Here is an 18307-nt window from a genome sequence, read left to right as displayed (position 1 = left end):
GGCTCGCATGATGAGGAAACCGAAAATCGACGAGATCGCACAGGCGCTGAAACGCGCCGGAACGCCCTTCGTCATGGCGACGGTCGTGCGCACCGTCGCGGCGACGGCGGCGAAGGCCGGTGCCAAGGCCGTGATCGTCGAGGATGGCACGATTGCCGAGGGCTGGATCGGCGGCGGCTGCGCGCGCGGCGCGGTGCTGCGGGCGGCAAGGGACGCGATCGCCGATGGCGAGCCGCGCCTCATCTCCGTCCAGCCGGAGGACCTGCTGTCCGAACTCGGCGTGGCGCCGGGCGAAGTCCGAGACGGCATCCGCTTTGCCCGCAACATGTGCCCGTCCAAGGGAACCATGGACGTGTTCATCGAGCCGGTGCTGCCGGTGCCGCATCTCTACGTGCTGGGCGCAAGCCCCGTGGGCGTCGCGCTCGCCGATCTCGCCCGCCGCTTCGGTTTCCATACCGTCGCCTGCGCGCCGGCGCCTGATCAGCCGGCCTTTGCCGAGGTCGACGATCGGATCGAGGGCTATCTTCTGCCGGCCGATACGCCGGGAGAGCGTTATCTGGTGGTGGCGACGCAGGGCCGGGGCGACGAGGCGGCGTTGCGCGCCGCCCTGGGCTCGCCGGCGGCCCATGTCGCCTTCGTCGGTAGCCGCGCCAAGGCTGCCTCGCTCAAGGCGGAACTGCGCTCGACCGGGGTGGCTGAGGAGGATCTGGAGCGCGTGAAGGCGCCCGCGGGCCTGGACATTGGCGCGGTGACGCCGGAGGAAATTGCGCTCTCGATCGTCGCCGAGCTGGTGGAGGTGCGGCGGCGCGGCCAGCGGCGGGTGATGCGCGAAGGCCCGGCCGAAAAAGAACGGCTTGGCGCGGGGCCGGAAAAGGACGATGCTTTGGAGGCTGGTCCGGCTGATGCTGCAGCCAGGCCGGGCCTGTTGAGGAGGGCAGGAGATCGTCTTCGCGAGAAGATGTTCTCGACTATGCCGGACGAAAAACAGCGGCAGGAGGAGACATCTGATCTCTCTCTGCTTCTGCATCGTCGGTTTTGTTGCATGTAAGGGTGGAGACAAGATGGAACTGAAAGACGAAATCCGCATCGAGGCGCCGAAGCACGAGGTCTATGCCGCGCTCAACGATCCCGAGGTGCTGAAGGCTTCGATCCCGGGCTGCCAGGAACTTGAAAAGGTGTCCGACAACGAACTTGAGGCGAAGGTGACGTTGAAGGTCGGTCCCGTGAAGGCGACCTTCGGCGGAAAGGTGACGCTCGATACCGCCGGGGCACCGGATCGTTTTTCCCTCTCCGGCGAGGGAAGCGGCGGCGTCGCCGGCTTCGCCAAGGGCGGCGCGGATGTCGAACTGGAGGCGGACGGTGACGCGACCATCCTGCGCTATGCGGCCAAGGCCGATGTCGGCGGCAAGCTAGCCATGCTCGGCAGCCGGCTGATCGCCAGCACGGCTCAGAAGCTCGCGGGCCAGTTCTTCGAGAACTTTTCCGAAAAGGTCGCGCCGAAGCAGGAAGTCAGCTGAACGTTGGACACTCTCGCGGCCAGCCTGAGGAACTGTCGCGGTAGTCCTCGCGCTGGCCTACGAAGTCGCAGTCTTGGAAGGCGCCGCGGATCGAAACTCCCGCCGTTCCAGGCAATCAATACTGAAGGCTGATATGCAGCGTAGCGGCAGGGCCACGCGTGACGTGACCGAACTGAATGGGATCAGTTATTTAGTGGGAAATGGTGCCCAGAAGAGGACTCGCTCCTTAGAAGCTGATGTGTCCCCAAATGCCTGAATTTGCTCGACGAAGTCTATTCAGCTGGAGACTCGACTATCACAGAGACTGCCACACATGCAAGAGGCCGTGGAAGATAGCCGTCTGCGTAGCCAGAACCGGAGTCACAAAACACAGCCGCACGCAATTGGAGGATATCCCAGGAATGGCGATAGCCTCGTTGAGGAGCAGGCAGCCCTTCCAGAAAGTAGATTTGCGACGGAATTGGCCACGTGAGCTCAGGGTTCGAACTTGCTTTGCTGAACGTGTCGGCCACCCTTTCCACTTGATGTATTTCGAGGTAAAAATAGCTTATAAATCTTGTACAGCTAAGATTTTCTTGAATATACAATAATAATACGAGAACCCGCTATTTTTCCAAAGTAAATAACTGTATTTTTTGCTAACCTCCAATAAGCATTACTTATCGGCGGTGAGCCACCGCGGGCTCTTTTATACCGTGTGTAGAACCGTAGAAGCTCACTAGCTTTCGTTTAAGACATCGTTTACCATAAAAACAATGGTTTATGATCTCACGAAATTGCCCATCTCCACCCTGCTGAGACCCGTGGCCGACGCCAGCAGCGCTCTCGCCCGCCTCGACGAGAGGATCTCGCGGTCTCCGGTCGGGCAGGGGTGGATCGAACGCCAAAACTTCACCGACGCCTGCGCCTCCCTCTGGATCGACGGCGAACTCGTCCACCTCGAAGACCTCGTCCTCCACGACGCTCTCCGAGACATCCGCACCCCAACCCACGAACTCACCATCGCCCGCGACGTCCTGCGCACCCGCCGGCGCATCGCCGACCACCCACCCGCCTGGGCTCTGTCAGAAGAAGGCCTGCGCGGCCTGCGCCGGCCGTGGGCCGGGGCATCTTTGGGTGATGGGGGCGCCGGCGTGGCCGACCAGCCCACCGCGCGTGAAGTGGCTGATGGGGGAGGGGAGGGGCCGGAGGTTAGTGACGTGGACGGTGAGGCTGGCGAGGACGTCCTGGATGCCGAGCTCGCCGCCATCGATGCGCTGCTGGCGCGTTCGGAGGCGGCAATCAAGGAAGCAAGAAAGCCCGGCCCCATAAAGAAGTCCGGCGGGGCGGCCGAAAAAGATCCGATGATTTATGATCTCGATTGGGACGAGGATGCGCGGCTGGAGGAGTGGCGCGCCATGCTGCGACAGGCGCAAGATTTCCCCGCAGTGCTGCAGGCGATCATCGCCCTCGATGCCTGGAACGAGATCGGTGTGCTGCAGCACGCCGGCTGGATGGGCCGGCTCTTGGCCGCCGCCATCCTGCGCCAGGGTGGTGTCACATCAGGTGGTCACCTCGCGGCCATCAATCTCGGCCTGAAAGCCATCCCCGTCGATCGGCGGCGTCACCGCAACCGCGAAACCCGGCTGCTTGCCATCGCCCAAGGGTTTTTGGCCACCGCCGAGAACGGGCTAAAAGAGCATGACCGGCTGGCGCTGGCGCGGCAGATGATGGAGCGCAAGCTGGCGGGACGCCGCGCGTCGTCAAAACTGCCGGAGCTGGTCGAGCTGGTGATGGCAAAGCCGCTGGTGTCGGCCGGGATGGTCGCAAAAACGCTCGAGGTCACGCCGCAAGGGGCGCGGCGGATCGTTTTGGAGCTCGGCCTCAGGGAGATGACGGGGAGGGGGAGGTTTCGGGCGTGGGGAGTGATTTGAGCGGCGAACGGGTTGCGCTGCGACTTGAGCAAGATGGACGAAGAGATTTCCGCTGTTCACTTGCGGTACCGGAAATTATTCAAACGCCGAACATCCAGACGACCGCTGTGGCAGTGGGAAGGTCAGACTTTGTTTACCACGTGCGACAGGTTGAAGGCCGTGAAAGCGCCGAGAGCGCAGACGCCGACAGTGAATCCTATCATCTGGGTGGAAAGCGCTATCCGACGCCATACCGTGAGAACATCGCGATACCGATCACCGTCGAGGCCTTTCCGCTCAAAGCGCTGATAACTGGCATAGATTCGTTCCCACGCAGCAAGCTGCCCAAAGCCGCCGACCATTGAACCTGAAAGCCCTATCCAGGAGATCCAAAACAAGTACGAGTAGACCGGCAGCTGAAGCTGCGGTCTAAATGACACCGAAAACGCGAAAAGGGCGCCTGCGACAAGGATCAACGTCTTGATGAATTCCTGTCGGTAGGCATTAGCAAGGGCGAGATCGCGGTGAACGGTCTCAAGGGTATGGTCGCTCGTGTTCTCCATTTCACACCGTCCGATCTAGTGCTGTACGCATTGATTTTGCAAGGTAACTGGAGAAAATTTCAAGTCCTATGTCGCTGCAACATATGCTAGGCTCCGTTTCGTGAAAACGACGAAAGTCATGGAGATAGGGAACATGGTAATCGCGATATGGAGTAACGATTGAGACTGATGAACGAGCTTGAGAAGTGGCGGTCTCCGGGGGATGGAGTGAGGGCTAGAACTAGATGAAAACCGCAAGAGGGGACTCCAAGGCGGAGCAGTCGAGGGACGAAAAGGCTGATGTTCTAAAGCAAGTGGACACGACCGTAATCTCGTTCTACCGGGCAAACGAGCGTCCATACGGCGTCTTAAGCAATCTTTACCGGCGCGAGATTGAGTTTGAGGGAAGAATTTTCCCAACCTCGGAGCATGCTTACCAGGCTGGGAAGGCAATCAAACCGGCCGTTCGAGAGTGGATCCAGGCCGCACCCAGTCCCTCACTCGCCGCGATGGCTGCCCACGGGCTGTACACCTGGGATGTCGTACCGGACTGGGCGTCTATAAAATTTGATCGCATGCGAGCAGTTCTGCGTGCCAAGTTCACCCAGCACCCGGATCTGGCCGAAATTCTCATCTCAACAGGTGCGAAAAGGCTCGTAGAGGCCGGGACTGTCAACAACGCTGTGAACAGGCTCTGGGGCGAAGTTAATGGCAAGGGCGAAAACATGCTCGGCATTATGCTAATGGAACTGCGTGACCAACTCGCGAGCGGCGCTCTATCGCCGGTGTCGTGCGAAGAGATGCCGGGTAAAGGCCTGCTTCTCAGTGAAAAAATACGTGCAAACTCTCGATGACGCCTTACGAACTCGAGCTGGAACAGCTTCAAGCGAGTCTCGACAAAGCCCTCGCTGCGTCGATAGAGCCTCTGAAACACGCGATTGCTGGAGCGAGTCAATCTAGTGTTATTGCTGTCGGATCGGGGGGATCTTTCACCGTTGCATCCTTGCTTTGCAGCCTGCACGAAGCTTACACCGGCCGCATCTCGCGGCCGATAACGCCGCTTGAGCTGATCTGTAATCCAACCTTGGCTTCGACGAGCCCAATCTTCATTTTTTCTGCTGAGGGCAAAAATCCGGATATATTAGAAGCTTTGCAGCGTGCGCGTCAGCATAGTTCACGGGCAGTCCACGTGGTTACTAACCGACAGGATAGCCTATTGATGGACGTTGTACGTTCGATGAATGACGTAACCGCGCACATATTCGAGCTCGATCAGAAGGACGGTTATCTTGCGACGAATAGCCTGGCGTTGAGCGCCTCTGTCTTAGCGAGGGCATTTGGCGAACTCGATCAAGACGGGCCACCTGATTTCTTCAGGATGACGGATATTCGTTTCGAACAACTCTCCCTGTTCGATTGGCTTGAAAGTGCTGCGGGATTCGCCCAGGAAGCTGTTGCGCGCAGAAGCGTGATAATCGTGTTTTCGCCGCGTCTTCGGCCGATTGCTGAGGATCTCGAATCACGGTTCGCAGAATCGGCTCTTCTGTTCATCCAACTTGCCGACTTCCGATCTTTTGCGCACGGTCGCCACCTTTGGCTTACGGAGCGCTCAAGAGATACGGCGCTGCTAGTTATCACTGAACCGAGCGTTGGAGGGCTCTGGCAGGACATGCGCGAACAGGTCCCCGCCGAAGTCGCCACGTTCGAAATGCCTTTGAACGGCTCCGCTCCCCCTGATTTGATTGCCGGCCTGCTTGGTGGCATGCATCTTGTTTCAAGAGTCGCGAATGCCGCAAACAAGAATATTGCCAAGCCGACAATCTCCGACCTTGGCCGCAAACTCTACTACGCGAAGCTGGCGGAACTCGTCCCGCCGCCGGAGGTAGAGCAAACGCGTGGGGAGCACTCTAAGTACGAAGTGCTAGGGGCTAGGTGGCCGAGCCGGCGCAATAGTGGTAAGATCCGCCGCGCGAGGTTCGAGGCGGAAACCTCGTTGGAAAGTCAGAAGTTTCGAGCTGTGGTCTTCGACTACGACGGCACGTTGTGCAGCTCGAATGCAACCGACACGCCACCGCCTGAGCCGGTTTGCGCCCATATCAGGAGATTGGCCGAGGCCGGGGTGATGATTGGTATCGCCTCGGGTCGAGGTGGGTCCATTGCCGAAAGCTTCGAGATGCTTTTCGACAAGTCGCGTTGGCCTAAAATCAGGTTGGGCTTGTATAACGGCGGTTGGATTGGAGAGCTCGGCGATAGACCCCCCGTTCGGTCGGGTTTGAGCGACTTCCTAATACACGCCAAACGGGTGCTGACAGCCTTAAGATCCAGCGGCGTCCCCATTCATATGATACGCGAAAATCCCCCATACCAGCTCAGCGTGCGGTTCGAGAATGGGGTCAGCACCGAGGATATGTGGTTTGTCGTTGCTGACGCAATGAAGCAATCTGGACTCGAAACTGGAACCATATTGCGAAGCAAGCACTCCATTGATGTTCTCGCTGAAGGCGTCAGCAAATCTCACGTAGTAGCTAATATCGTCCAGCGAGATAGGATCGACCCATACGAAATCCTGACCATGGGAGATCTTGGTGCCTGGCCGGGAAATGACTCGTCTTTGTTACAACATCGTTTCTCGCTGAGTGTCGACCTCCCCTCGCGGCGGCTTGATCGCGGTTGGAAGTTAGCGCCTCGGTTTAAGCGGGATGTGGACGCAACCTTATGGTATCTAGACCGGATGCAGACTAACCATGATGGCAATTTTAAACTGTCACTTTCTGGGGAGTATGAATGAAGGACATCAACGCACAGGCCCTTCTCGCTCAAGTAATGGACTGGAAGGATCCCGAAGTCGTTGGACGAAACGCTTCTGTTTTGCAGCTACTGGCCGACTATAAATACAATCATTATCAAAGATTTGGCCCTGGCAGACAGTTCATTGAAAGTCTCGCCTTGTGGCTAAATCAGTTCGAAAAAGGAGATCGCCAGTCGGCACTGGATCTGGTGCAAGATAAGCTTATCTTCATCTCAGAACGCGAAATATCCCATCTTGTTAAATTGTCGTATCCGGACGTGATTGTACAGGATAGGCTTAGACTCGTCGCCGAGGAAAATGAAATACCGCCTTATAAGGTGGCGACTCTGTCAAAGCACCGGCGATTTGAAGAACTTAGGATTCGGTCGCTGTACCTCGGTCTGAGTGACGGTGCCCACACCAATGAACTAAGGCGCGCGAGTAACGGCGCGATCAACAACGAGCAGATATGGCAAGCATACGAGCTCGGTGACGCCAAGGCTGAAGACATGTTGGAGGCGTTACGCAAGTCACTGGCTGCCGCAAATTTCACTGAACCCGGCGGCACAGGACCGAGCGACAAAGAACGTTTTAGCCTGATCTGGTTGGTGGACGACTTCTCGGGCAGTGGGAATACATACATCCGCTACGACGCAAATGAACGCAAATTCAAGGGGAAGATAAAGAAGATTTATGAGCGGATTTATGAGGGGGACCTTATCAATCCAGATTACTATGAAGTTTCTTTGCTACTCTACGTGGCGACCCGCCAAGCGATAGATCATATCGAATATTGGTCAGAGCGCTTTACGAATGAAAAGGGCTACAAGCCACTCAGAGTGCAAGTCCTTCATCCGATCGAAAAATATAGCTCGCTTTCTGCCTTTCGCGACCCCTCAATCATTGAGATCTCCAAACAAGACCGATATTACGACGAGCGTGCCAGTGATGAGCATATAAAAATCGGTGGCACTGACGACGCGAAACTCGGCTTTGCGGCCTGCGCGCTTCCCCTGATCCTGTCTCATAATACTCCCAACAATTCGATTTATACCTTATGGGGTCCAGAGGAGAACTCATTCTTCGGTCTATTCCCCCGGGTGAGCCGACATCGAGAATTATAATGGCCTATCGCGCGAACCCTTTTCTGGAACGGATGTCTGAGCGAACCACTTCAGACCAGGACTTTGTTCATCTGTTTTCGCCCAAGATCCTAGAAAAGCTGCATGAGGATTGCTTCAAGGGCGCCGTACATATTTTTCGGAGTCCACCTGGCGGCGGTAAGTCAACCATATTGCGCGCCTTTACACCAAATTCGCTGAGAGCCTTTTGGAACGCGGGTCCGAACCAGGCGGAAACCTACAAGCTTCTGATCGACCGTGGCGTGCTTGGTGAGGAGGATGGTCCCATCCTTTTGGGCGTTATGCTCTCTTGCTCATCTGGCTATGCAGATCTTCCACCAGGGGCGTCCAATGCCAGCGCCGAACTGTTTCGGGCGCTGCTTAACTGCCGTATTGTAATGCGCACATTGCGCAGTCTGTCTGAGTTCCTCAACAACGGTCTGCCCGACGCGCTCGATGACGTGCAGTTGCGGTATGCTTCCGATGCAAGCGGATTGAGATCCATTCCGCTTCACGATACCGCAGCCGCCATGATGAAGTGGGCCGAAGAAAGCGAACGGTCCGTTTACGAGCATTTGGACATTTTGTCGTCGAGCAGAACGCAGAACCCGCCGCCAGCGCATGCGCGGCTCGAATCAGTGCTCTGGTTGCAATCCGTTCAATTTTCCTACAAGGGTCGGGACGTGGCCAGCGCACGATTGTTGATGATCGACGATGTTCAAGCGCTGCGAAAAGCTCAGAGAGCACTTCTGATCGATGAACTGGTCACATTGCGTCCCTCGATCCCCGTCTGGCTCGCAAGTCGCACAATTGCGTTCGGTGACGAGTTCTTATCGCAGGGAGCGAGAAGTGGCCGTGACGTGCGGGAGTACGCTCTAGAGGAGCTGTGGGGCAGTGGCGGCAACAGCCGCCAGTTCGTGTCGTTTGCGCAAAGTATTTTGGACAGACGATTCCAAATGCAAACGGTCGTTCCTGGCCAGGCCTTTGGACAGTATCTCCAGGAAAACTTCCCACTGAACGAGTTGAACGACGCGTATATCGAAGCCCGTTCGCTGTTCGACGCTTTCGCAGCTCGACACAAACGAAACGTAAGATATTCGGAATGGTTGGCAAATGCAGCTGTGGGACCACCGACACCTAGTCTTGATGCGATCATCAGCCTTTATGTTACACGTATCCTCATTGCGCGTGATGAGGCCACTAAGCAGCTTTCGCTTGAGCTGGCACCGCTCCCGGCCGAAGAACTTCAAGAGCGGGACAGTGCCGCCACTAAGGGTGCTGCCGAGATATTTCTCAATTTCGAACAGAGATTTCCCTATTATTATGGGCTCGATCGGCTCTGCACCCTAGCTACGAACAATGTGGAGGAGCTTCTGTCATTGGCTGCGGCCCTTTACGAGGGGATGAAAGCCAAGCAGGTTCTGCGTCAAAGAGCGTCTAGGGAGCTTCTGCCACAAGAACAGGAGAAGCGGCTACAGGACGCGGCTGCGAGCAAACGTGACTTCATCACTCGGACCCACAAAGACGGCACGAAGGCACAGCGGCTGCTCGACTCTATTGGTTTATTCTGCCGAGAGCGGACGTTCCAACCGAATGCTCCCTACGCTCCAGGGGTTACCGGCGTTCGTTTGTCCAATTCTGAATTGTCAAAATTAGAGCGTGTTCAAGATCAGGCAAAGATCGGAAAACTAAAAAAAGTGCTCTTTGAGTGCGTGGCCGAGAATCTTCTGGTGACCCGCGAAAGCGCGGCAAGCACGAATAGGGAAGGCGGTACGGTTTTTTATCTTAACAGAACGCTTTGCGCACATTTCTCGCTTCCCCTTCAATATGGCGGTTGGCAGGAGACAACTATTCAAAGGCTGTCGGACTGGATGGACGGCGGCTATCAGCCAGCCGCTAAGCTGAGCTTGGGAGGGCGATGAAATGATCTGGGAAAACTATGTCTTTCGTCGGGGGGTGGAGGTCGAAGACCTTTGGGACGACATGTATTCAGATCGCAAGGCGAATAACCGTTCAATGCGACTCTTATATATTGCGGGCCGCGGTTTTGATTTACGAGCGAACAACGTCATTTCCACATATGTTGAACGGCTGAATGCCTCAGGATGCAAGGTTGACCAGGCGACGCTTCTTTTAGTTGGCTTTGGCGGCTACCAGCTGTCGACCGAACTCGAAGCGTTGACGAACGAAAACGCATCTATTTTGGAGGGGATATTCGGCACCATCGGGAAAGTTGAAACTTATTTTATTGATGAGACCGAGGAAGACGAAGAGCTGAATGCAACGATCATGCTTCGGCTGGGCGCCTCCAAAATTCTTGATTATCTGGAGGGCGTGACTGATGTCGTTCTCGACGTAAGCTCGCTGCCTCGGATTGCTTACCTTACTATTTTGCTGTCCATCTTAGCACGCATTATTCCTGCGACGGGCGATCAGGATCTGCTGACGCACGGTGGGGTGACGTTTCAGGTTCTCGTCGGCGAAGATCCAGAACTGGACAGCAAAATTGCCGCCCAAGACCCGAGCAACGACCTTGTCCTAATCCCTGGCTACTCAGAGGTCTTCCAATCCGAAACGCTGCGCGATATGCCAATGGTCTGGTTCCCGATTTTGGGGGAAAACCGGCTCGCCCAAGTGCTGAAAGTGGAAAGCAATATCCCCGACTGGGCGGAAATTTGTCCTATTCTCCCGCACCCCTCAAAAGACCCACGCCGAGGTGACAAACTTCTTACAGAGTACGACAGCACGCTTTTCGCTAAGCGTCAGACGCCTCTAAGCAATATCATTTATGCACATGAGGGCCATCCATTCGAAGTCTACCGACAATTGCTTGAGGCGATGCTTCGTTTTCGGAAGACACTATCTGTGATTGGAGGAAGCCGCCTGGTTGTAACGCCACTTGCCAGCAAGCTAATAACGGTGGGTAGTGCGCTCGCATGTTTTGAAATGAAAATGCGTTCTGTTGACAGCAGCTCCGGCGTCGCGATTCCGTATGCCGAGCCGAAGCGGTACGTGGCAGATGTTGCCGCGCTGCGTTCCTCGAAGCCAGATTTATCGGTCTTAGTTCTGACGGGCGACCCCTATTTGATTTGATCGGTTGGCGGCGACGTTGAGACATGAGTAAAGCGAGGCGTTTCAAGACCAAAGTTGAAGCCTGACATCAAGGGTGTCTCCGTGGCAAACCTCGCGCAGGTGCCAACACCCGCAACGGAATCTGGCCGGATTCGATTTAATCGCAAGTAAGGTAACTGGAAAAATTAGTTGTCTTGGATATTGCAAGGGCCGCTTCATCAGCGGTGCCCGAGACTTGTATCAAGTCGGCCTATCTTCGATTGCCCGATGGTCTCTCACAAAGTGCTGAACTCGCCAGAGAGTTTTCGCGCGGCCTGTTCCCAAGTCAGACGAGGGGTCAATGCTCTTCGCAATTCGGCCGCACGCTTGAACGCCGACTCGCGATCGAATAGCGCTAGATCAACTTTTTGTGCCCATGCGCTTCTTGTATCTGAGTGGGAAAGGTGAACCGGCGCAATACATGACTCCACCAACTCCGAAGGTAGCCCGTCGTATTGGGCGGCGGCCCGAAGATATTCGGCTAAGCCACTTGCGTCTGAAATTATCACCGGGACACCGGCCGCGATCGCCTCAAGTCCTGTTAGGCCAAACCCCTCTGCCACCGAGGGCATCAAGATCAACGCGGCCTTAAGGTAACCCTTGGCCAATTTCAAAGGGTCTGCGGTGAACGATCGAAGCTGCACAAATTGGGCATAGTCCGAGTAGTCGCCAATCTGTGAGAATTCTGTGTTTGCGTCCTCCGAGAACCCACGCATTATGAGCACCGGTGGCCCCGGCGCTGTCCAACTTCGGCCGTGGCCAACGATCTTTATGACGTCGCACGCCAACAGACCACCTTTAGCGACTGCATCCTCCATCCGTGCTGACATGACGCACATGTTGACACGCAAGCTGGTAGGATCCGGGTTGAGCGCTAGGAGATCCGGGTTTAGCCCAGGCACTAGAACACAGACCCGCGGAGGGTCAACTGCTTCTGCAATGAAACGGGCCTCAATCCGTGGGCCAACGGCCACAACAAGATCGGATGCGCTGGCAAGATCTAACTGGTCCTGGAGCTTGGTCTCACCCCTTAGAACGTTAAGTGGTCGATCAGACCGCGGACGTTTCAAGCCTTCATTCTCCTGCGGAATGGTGTGCAGGAAGTGAACGTACTTCGCTTGGAAACGCTTTGCGAGCGCTCTCGCAAAACGGCCAGTGATATGATCGTGCCCAAGGACCAGCTCAGGCGATCCTCCGATATCGGAGGCTTGGCACAGGAGCGTTCGGTCCATGCCTGCGATACCAACCGACTCTGGGCACCCAACCAAGGTGACCTTAACACTTCTCGCGTCGTTCACGTCGGACTCGGGTGCATTCGGAACCAGGCAGATAACGGTGTGCCCCAAGGCCGCCAAAGCCTTGCAAAGCTCTCGATTGAGAGTTGATATGCCCCCGTGATGAGACAACCATTCTGTGGCCACAGCTAGGACGGTCTTCCGCTCCGCTTCCGGAAGTGGGCCTGGCTTGCTGACTTTGGGCGTGGGAACATCAGTGTCTAGGCTAATGTCTGCCAAGTGGTCTGAGCCAGCATGCTCTGGAGGGGGAGGTGGTTCTTTGGTTACTGGTGCGAGGCCCATACTGGAGATGCGGGCGAGAATATCTGCTGGATCCTCGAGCCGAACGTGGTTGGCACGCACGTTTCGTCGCGCCTGCTCGATTGACCACCGAAAGGCTTCTTGGCCATCTCGTGTGGCTTGCTTGATGCGGTGCAGTTGTTCAAGCGAGACATTTGTTCCACGCGACACGAGGTTACTGAGCAGGCCACTGCGCAGCTGGTCGACAAAATCTGGCGCGCGCAAAATACGCGCTCCTGTTTCATAGGGAGCACGCTCTGGAAGAAGAGCGACTAGATCGATATAAGCTTGGGCGAGAGCGTATTCGGAAAGCTCATCGAACTTCGGCGAACGATCATAAGCCACCTGTTCTGCGAACTTCGTCCATACGGTCCTAGCGAGGACGGCGTCCTTCTCTCGTAATTCCAGGAGCTTCAGCCAAATTTCCTGCGGTTCGCGAAACAGCAGCTCGACAGTGGCCTCCGCAATCGTTTCCGCATCTGGCCGCTCCAGCAGCTCGCTATTCTGGCCATTTTCCAGCGCTGTAATTACATCCGCCCTGGCTTGAGGGTCACCATTGCGGGCGAGGTAACTTAGTATCGACGGACTATTACCCTCGCGCTTGAGACCCGGCGATTGGTCGATTTCACGCAGAACGCCCGCAATGCGGGTATCTAGCGGCCACTCAAGCAGGTCTAACAGACGAGTTGTGATACCTCTCGAGGCGCTACCAGTGGCAATTTGCATAACCGCGCGCACAACTGCTTCCGGCGATTTTAGATATGCGTCCTTAACGAGATGGCGCTGCGCGTGATCTTCGTAGGAATCATTACCAGTGAAGCCAACCGTTGCTGCAGCCCAAATAGACCAGGTCTGGTCGCTCAATTGTGCGTAGGTCTCAGGATCATGCTCCATAAGAAGCCTGAGGGCGCGGACGCCAGCATTCGCCGGTCGATGGCTCGTGCTTGTGCCAAGCCAGCTCGTGTCAGCGAGGGGCGCCTTCAGCAGATACGCTAATGCGGCTCGTATAATTCTTTGGTGCAGGCTGGCATCAAGTGCTGACCAGCCGGGCGTTTTAGTGATGTCCGATATGAACTCAAATTGTTGATGGTAGCTCCCTGTTCTCTCGTAGAAGAGCTGCAGATTGAGGTGCCACCAAAGTTGTGCATCACCCTCTTCAATTCGGAGAAGAAGACTTTCGATCCCGTCTCGCCAAGTGGCTGCGGCCACTTCTGCTGATGCGCTTAGCTGCGCTGCATCGCGCTCCCTTTCAAATCTGCTCCGCATGAAGTCAGACGCTGGAGAACCCAGCTCAACTGAGTAATGCTGCGTCAGCGTGTCCTGCAAAATCGGGATTTCTGAAGCGATGTTCCAAACGTCGTTGAGCGTATCGATCGGAAGCTGTACGGCGAGTTCTACGACTATTCGAGATAATGCCGCACGCAGGGCATCGTCGCGGACGAGGGTAAGTTTCTTGAGGTATTCGCCGAGATCATCTGTTACAATGAGGTCTGGAAGGGTTTGTAGCATGAGTATCACGCTACGGAGCGGGTCTTGGCTACGCTGAAGGATCTTCTCCGCCACAGCTGCACGCGCCGCGGATTTCTTCGGCCAATGCCCGACTTTTTCATCCCGCTGGGAGATGAAGCCCGCTAAGCTGCGATCCGCATCGACAACAAGTGCGGCAACTGCATCGGCTACCTCAGGTGCTTCCACCTCGTTGGACGCAGCCCAAAACAATCGCGTGACGACGGTCTCGAGATAGCTTCCTTTGTCGCCATCGACATCAAGGCGTAGCTGCAACCATTCAACTGTCTCGAGAGCTTGCGCCACCGTCAGCTCTGGCGCCTTGAACCGCGATAGAAACAGTTGATATGGCCCAATCAGATTGTCCCGCTTTGGAGTCGTCAGAGACGAAAGCAACTGGCTGAACGAGAGAGCGCCGGGCCATGCGATCTGCAAAATGGTCCCGCGGAGGCGATCATCGGTATCGCTCGTGAGATCAGAAAAAAGGACTGGAGCTAAAAGTCCGCCGGCTTCCGGCCCAGCGATCGTCCGGATAGCTCGCGCCGAGATTGTCCGAAGGACCCCGTCGACGCGAGGAGCGGCAGCCACCTTAAGAATCGCGGGAATGAAGGATTTTCTACCGGACTCTGCAGCAAGGTCGATTGCTGCCCTCCTTTCGAACAACGGGGTATTGTCGCTCAAGATTCTAGGAAGTAGCTGCTCCTCCAAGTCGTCATGATCAAGTCGACCAAGGAGCGGGATTATCTCGTTGTATCGATCAACAAGATCCTCTTCGGCGAAACGGTCAAGCAAGGCCCCGATAACCCGGGCACGATCGGTGGGTTCGAGGGCCAAAGCCTGCGATTGAATCAGCACATCAGGTTGTCTGTCGAGTAGCGCGTTGAAAACGCCGGGAACCATCACGGCAGTCCATCCCGCGACCTCTGAGAGGTGAAGTGCGACGCCACCTGGGCCGCCGACCTCAGGCACGATCAGCAGCGAGAGAATTTCCTCTACGGATAAGTGACGGTCGGCGAGATAGCGTGCCGCTAAAAAGTCGCTGAATATTCGGTGCGACCACTCGAAAACGTTTGGCGCAACCTCAACAAAGAGGGGCGACTGCAGGCACAAAGAGAATAGCTTTGGTGTCGCGATTATCGGTCCGTCTGCGGTTGCCTCGACACCTCCGGCTATCCTCGAAACAGAGAGGGCGTCGATTTCGGAAGAGCCAACTGTGGTCGTGAGCCTGCGCGTGTCCGAGAAAGTGCAAGCAGCAGCCAACCGGGCGGCCATCGCCACTTTAATCTGAACTGACGACCTTTCTATGGACTCAAGGGAGGCGACAATTGCGGAGTTAATCAGATCAATTTGTCTGCTGGGCGAGGAAGTCCCGGTACGATACTGCTCCAGTAAAATTGCTAGCAGGATTGGTCGGCCTGCGACCGCACGCATCTTTTTGTCCGACAGGTGAGCCTTCAAGATTGATTTGTTTTCAGCTGACAAGTCGGAATGTTCGACAGCTGCTTGTATTTGAATGTGGGTCAAAGGTAGAAGCGACAGCCGTTTGAATGCGTGTGGCGACCATCGATCTTCGACCATTTGATCTAACAGGTCTGTCCACGCTGCAGTTCGGCTTGTGAAGGCGACTTTGAGACTGCCGAGCTTCTTGTTGAGTGCGAAGAGGCGATCAAGAAAGTCCTCGAGGACGCGTTTCGGATCGAGCCCGCCACCTAGTTCATCGATTCCATCGATCAGGATATGCCACTCCCGATCTTCATCGATCCAACCCCGCGCGTGATCGGACAAAAGCAGGGTATCGAGGGTGTCGGGAAAGCTTTGGCCGCGAACTGAGATCAAATCGACTTGACGACCTTGATCGCGGAGCGATTGTGCCAGCGCATTTAACTCCCACGACTTTCCCATGCCTGGTTCGCTCAGGAGAACTAGGCAAGGGGTGTCCGCAATATCGAGCAGCGCTACCGGATCAGACTCGTTTTCTGCGTCTTCGCGCGAAGCGCTCGTATCGGCCTCATGATTGGAGGTAATTGGAATCCATTCGCGGTTGCAGAGGAAATCTGTACGTTCGCCGATATTCACCAATTTCAAACACCTCAAGGAAATAGCTAGACCATAATAGTCATCTATCCGCTTGATACAATGTGTCTTTTCATTCCCAACGAAGTGGAGGGGCAGACATAATCAGTGCGCAACCAGGTTGCGCTGAATACAGCGCATTCCATCCCACAGGAGGTCGCACGCTTCGATGCAGGTCGAAGAGATGTCGATCCCAAGATACGCAAACGCAGGATTAAACGGTTGACGTTTCGTCCACCGGGTTGATCTTTGAGCTCTGACTTCTCTCGGAAGGCAACGGCGGATTATTTTTGGAATAAAGTTCCATGAATCTCGTAGGCTGACGACGATGCGCCTGAAAGAAGTGGCCGAGGTTTCAAACACTTATTGATCAGATGACTGAGTCGATGGTTCGATTCCGTTCAAGAGCGAGGCTACGGAGCTTCAACGGGCATAGGTGGTCGGTTGCGTCCCCTTCGTGCGGTCGGTTCGAAACTTTCTGTGCCACTCAGCTTGTCCAGCTTTCAGTCGCTTCATCGTACAATGGGAGCCGGTGGAACTGTGTTGGCGAGAGGACTGGACGGACCGCGGCTTAATCGCTACTTCCCCTGCTTGTGAGCGTCGAGCATCTGGCTGGGACATCGACTCCAGAACAATCAAAGGCCCCAAGTGAGAAAGCCCCCACGCAGTTTTGCCGTCGAGTACAAATCCGGCCGCCGTAGGACAGAAGCAAAGCCGAACTCCATCTGGGGCAATCTGGATCTGAGGTCTGTCGCACTTGACGTAGAGAGATCGGTAATGCCGATGCAGCCCGATGGCCGCGCAGTTGCTGAATCTGACGTCGAAGTCTCCCCGCCAAAAGCATTTCGTGTGTTGCCGACATTGACAGCGCCGGCCGCGACCTTGAAAGCTGTCGCGGAGCAACAGGAGATCTCTATGGCCGACGAGAACGACACGACTGTCAATGCCGACAATACCGCCAATGCCGATGCTGTTTCCGATGCCGGTGCACCAGGCGCTGTCGAAGCAGAGCCTGCGCCTAAGAAGCAGCGCAAGCCACGCATGAAGAAGGGCTCTCCTGAAACAGCTGCGGCTAACACTGCAGCGGAAGGCGGTGCTGGTCAGAAGAAGCGCGGTCGCAAGCCGAAGGCGCTCGCAGGAGCAGCAGCCGCAAATCGCGAGCCAGTGAAGCGTGCGAGCAAGAATGAGCAGCCAGCAGCCGTGGAGGGGACTTCCGCTGGTGACGAAATGGCAGACCTTCTGCAGTTGGAGGAGGAGAACCAGAGACTTCGTAAGCTTCTGGCTGAAAAGCTACGCGCGGAAAACGCCGACCTGCGGAAGAAGCTCAACCTCGGCTGACGTAGAAGGAGCCTCCAATCCCGGCCATAACTCGTCGCTCGCGATAACACGCTAGCGGCCTGTCAATTCATTGCCAGACCAGGGGAGCTTATAGCGCTCATGGTGAAGCTTGAGGTTAGATCATGGCATCTCCGTTGAGGTTTCTACGCCGACTGGTGTCAGGTCGAGGCGAGCGAAAGCAAGACGCCGATGTGCTGAACGAGGCAAAACCGGATGTCCTGGCGATTGCCGATGCCACCGAGCCGGTTGCAGGGGAGGCGGCTCCGCCAGCAGCTCTTGAGCCACCTGATCAGGAGCCACACGACGCTGTTTATTCAGAGACTGCGTCGGTGGACGAGGCGGCGACCGAGATCGGCGTAACGGCCGACAGCATTCCAGCATTTGGTGGTTTAAGTTCAGCTGGTGAACCTGGCGTCGCTGTCACCGCTACAGACGCCATGGAATTCCAGCCGGCTGTCGAAGTCCCAGCGCGCAAGCAGAAGGCCCCTAGTAAGTACAGTCGACCGGCCGTCGTTGCTGATCAAGTTTTGCAAGGGTCCCGTAGTCAGTCTGATGACACGATAAGCCTGGACGATGAGATCAAGGTGCTCAGGGCGCAACTGGCAAGCAAGCTTAGGATCCAAAACGCGCAGCTGAAGAAGATGCTCGAGCGCTTCGAACGATGACCATCTTCTTCCTTTGAACGCTGGACCATTCCGTGTCGCAGGAATCTCACAGAGCTTCGGGTGGATTACGACGAGACAGAGCGCTATCGCGGCGAACTGCTGCCGGTCCGTAGCCCTTTCTGCGTTTGCCTCGATCAGAAATTGAAATGGCGCAGAGCCGGCGACGTCTGTCGCGTGGCA

General features: G+C 56.0%; 11 protein-coding genes and 1 pseudogene. 10 read left to right on the top strand and 2 right to left on the bottom strand.

Annotated elements, in window-relative coordinates; translation table 11 throughout:
* Positions 1 to 7 precede the first annotated feature (7 nt).
* From FN060_RS15865 to FN060_RS15855, 3 genes and pseudogenes are all read left to right on the top strand, one after another.
* A pseudogene (locus FN060_RS15865) lies at positions 8 to 817 on the top strand (XdhC family protein); the annotation flags it as partial.
* 244 nt (positions 818 to 1061) lie between these two features.
* Positions 1062 to 1517 carry an SRPBCC family protein gene (locus FN060_RS15860; protein ID WP_052641415.1) on the top strand — a complete coding sequence of 152 codons (456 nt, stop codon included), beginning with the start codon at positions 1062 to 1064 and terminating at the stop codon, positions 1515 to 1517.
* Between the two features lie 755 nt (positions 1518 to 2272).
* Positions 2273 to 3430, top strand: a complete 1158-nt coding sequence (locus tag FN060_RS15855) for an RHE_PE00001 family protein (protein WP_142588949.1) — start codon at positions 2273 to 2275, stop codon at positions 3428 to 3430.
* 122 nt (positions 3431 to 3552) lie between these two features.
* Here the strand turns inward: FN060_RS15855 and FN060_RS15850 are convergent, their stop codons facing one another.
* Complete coding sequence (locus FN060_RS15850) at positions 3553 to 3972, bottom strand: hypothetical protein (protein ID WP_142588948.1); 420 nt, start codon at positions 3970 to 3972, stop codon at positions 3553 to 3555.
* 224 nt (positions 3973 to 4196) lie between these two features.
* On the opposite strand from FN060_RS15850, the gene FN060_RS15845 reads away from it, so the two are divergent.
* From FN060_RS15845 to FN060_RS15825, 5 genes are read left to right on the top strand one after another with little or no spacing between them, the layout of a single operon-like run.
* Positions 4197 to 4805 (top strand): riboflavin biosynthesis intermediates N-glycosidase, encoded by a 609-nt coding sequence (locus FN060_RS15845; RefSeq protein WP_142588947.1) that lies wholly within the window; start codon positions 4197 to 4199, stop codon positions 4803 to 4805.
* The gene (locus FN060_RS15840) at positions 4802 to 6739 is read left to right on the top strand and encodes a hypothetical protein (protein ID WP_142588946.1); all 1938 of its coding nucleotides are present in this window, start codon (positions 4802 to 4804) and stop codon (positions 6737 to 6739) included. The genes FN060_RS15845 and FN060_RS15840 overlap by 4 nt, the downstream gene beginning before the upstream one ends.
* Entirely contained in the window at positions 6736 to 7863 is a 1128-nt protein-coding gene (locus tag FN060_RS15835; protein WP_142588945.1) for a phosphoribosyltransferase-like protein, read from the top strand. The genes FN060_RS15840 and FN060_RS15835 overlap by 4 nt, the downstream gene beginning before the upstream one ends.
* Positions 7863 to 9782 (top strand): ORC-CDC6 family AAA ATPase, encoded by a 1920-nt coding sequence (locus FN060_RS15830; RefSeq protein WP_142588944.1) that lies wholly within the window; start codon positions 7863 to 7865, stop codon positions 9780 to 9782. The genes FN060_RS15835 and FN060_RS15830 overlap by 1 nt, the downstream gene beginning before the upstream one ends.
* Position 9783: 1 nt before the next feature.
* The gene (locus tag FN060_RS15825; protein ID WP_142588943.1) at positions 9784 to 10953 is read left to right on the top strand and encodes a hypothetical protein; all 1170 of its coding nucleotides are present in this window, start codon (positions 9784 to 9786) and stop codon (positions 10951 to 10953) included.
* A gap of 254 nt (positions 10954 to 11207) precedes the next feature.
* Here FN060_RS15825 and FN060_RS15820 read toward each other — a convergent pair whose 3' ends face one another.
* Positions 11208 to 16127 (bottom strand): glycosyltransferase, encoded by a 4920-nt coding sequence (locus FN060_RS15820; protein ID WP_244665861.1) that lies wholly within the window; start codon positions 16125 to 16127, stop codon positions 11208 to 11210.
* A gap of 645 nt (positions 16128 to 16772) precedes the next feature.
* Here FN060_RS15820 and FN060_RS15815 point away from each other — a divergent pair.
* Both FN060_RS15815 and FN060_RS15810 read left to right on the top strand, forming a co-directional pair.
* Positions 16773 to 17462 carry a hypothetical protein gene (locus FN060_RS15815; RefSeq protein ID WP_052642662.1) on the top strand — a complete coding sequence of 230 codons (690 nt, stop codon included), beginning with the start codon at positions 16773 to 16775 and terminating at the stop codon, positions 17460 to 17462.
* Between the two features lie 191 nt (positions 17463 to 17653).
* Positions 17654 to 18127, top strand: a complete 474-nt coding sequence (locus FN060_RS15810) for a hypothetical protein (RefSeq protein WP_142588941.1) — start codon at positions 17654 to 17656, stop codon at positions 18125 to 18127.
* The last annotated feature ends 180 nt before the right edge of the window (positions 18128 to 18307 follow it).

This window comes from Pseudorhizobium halotolerans (assembly GCF_902153235.2).
Lineage (GTDB): Bacteria > Pseudomonadota > Alphaproteobacteria > Rhizobiales > Rhizobiaceae > Neorhizobium > Neorhizobium flavum.
This window is presented reverse-complemented; position numbering and strand designations above follow the sequence as displayed.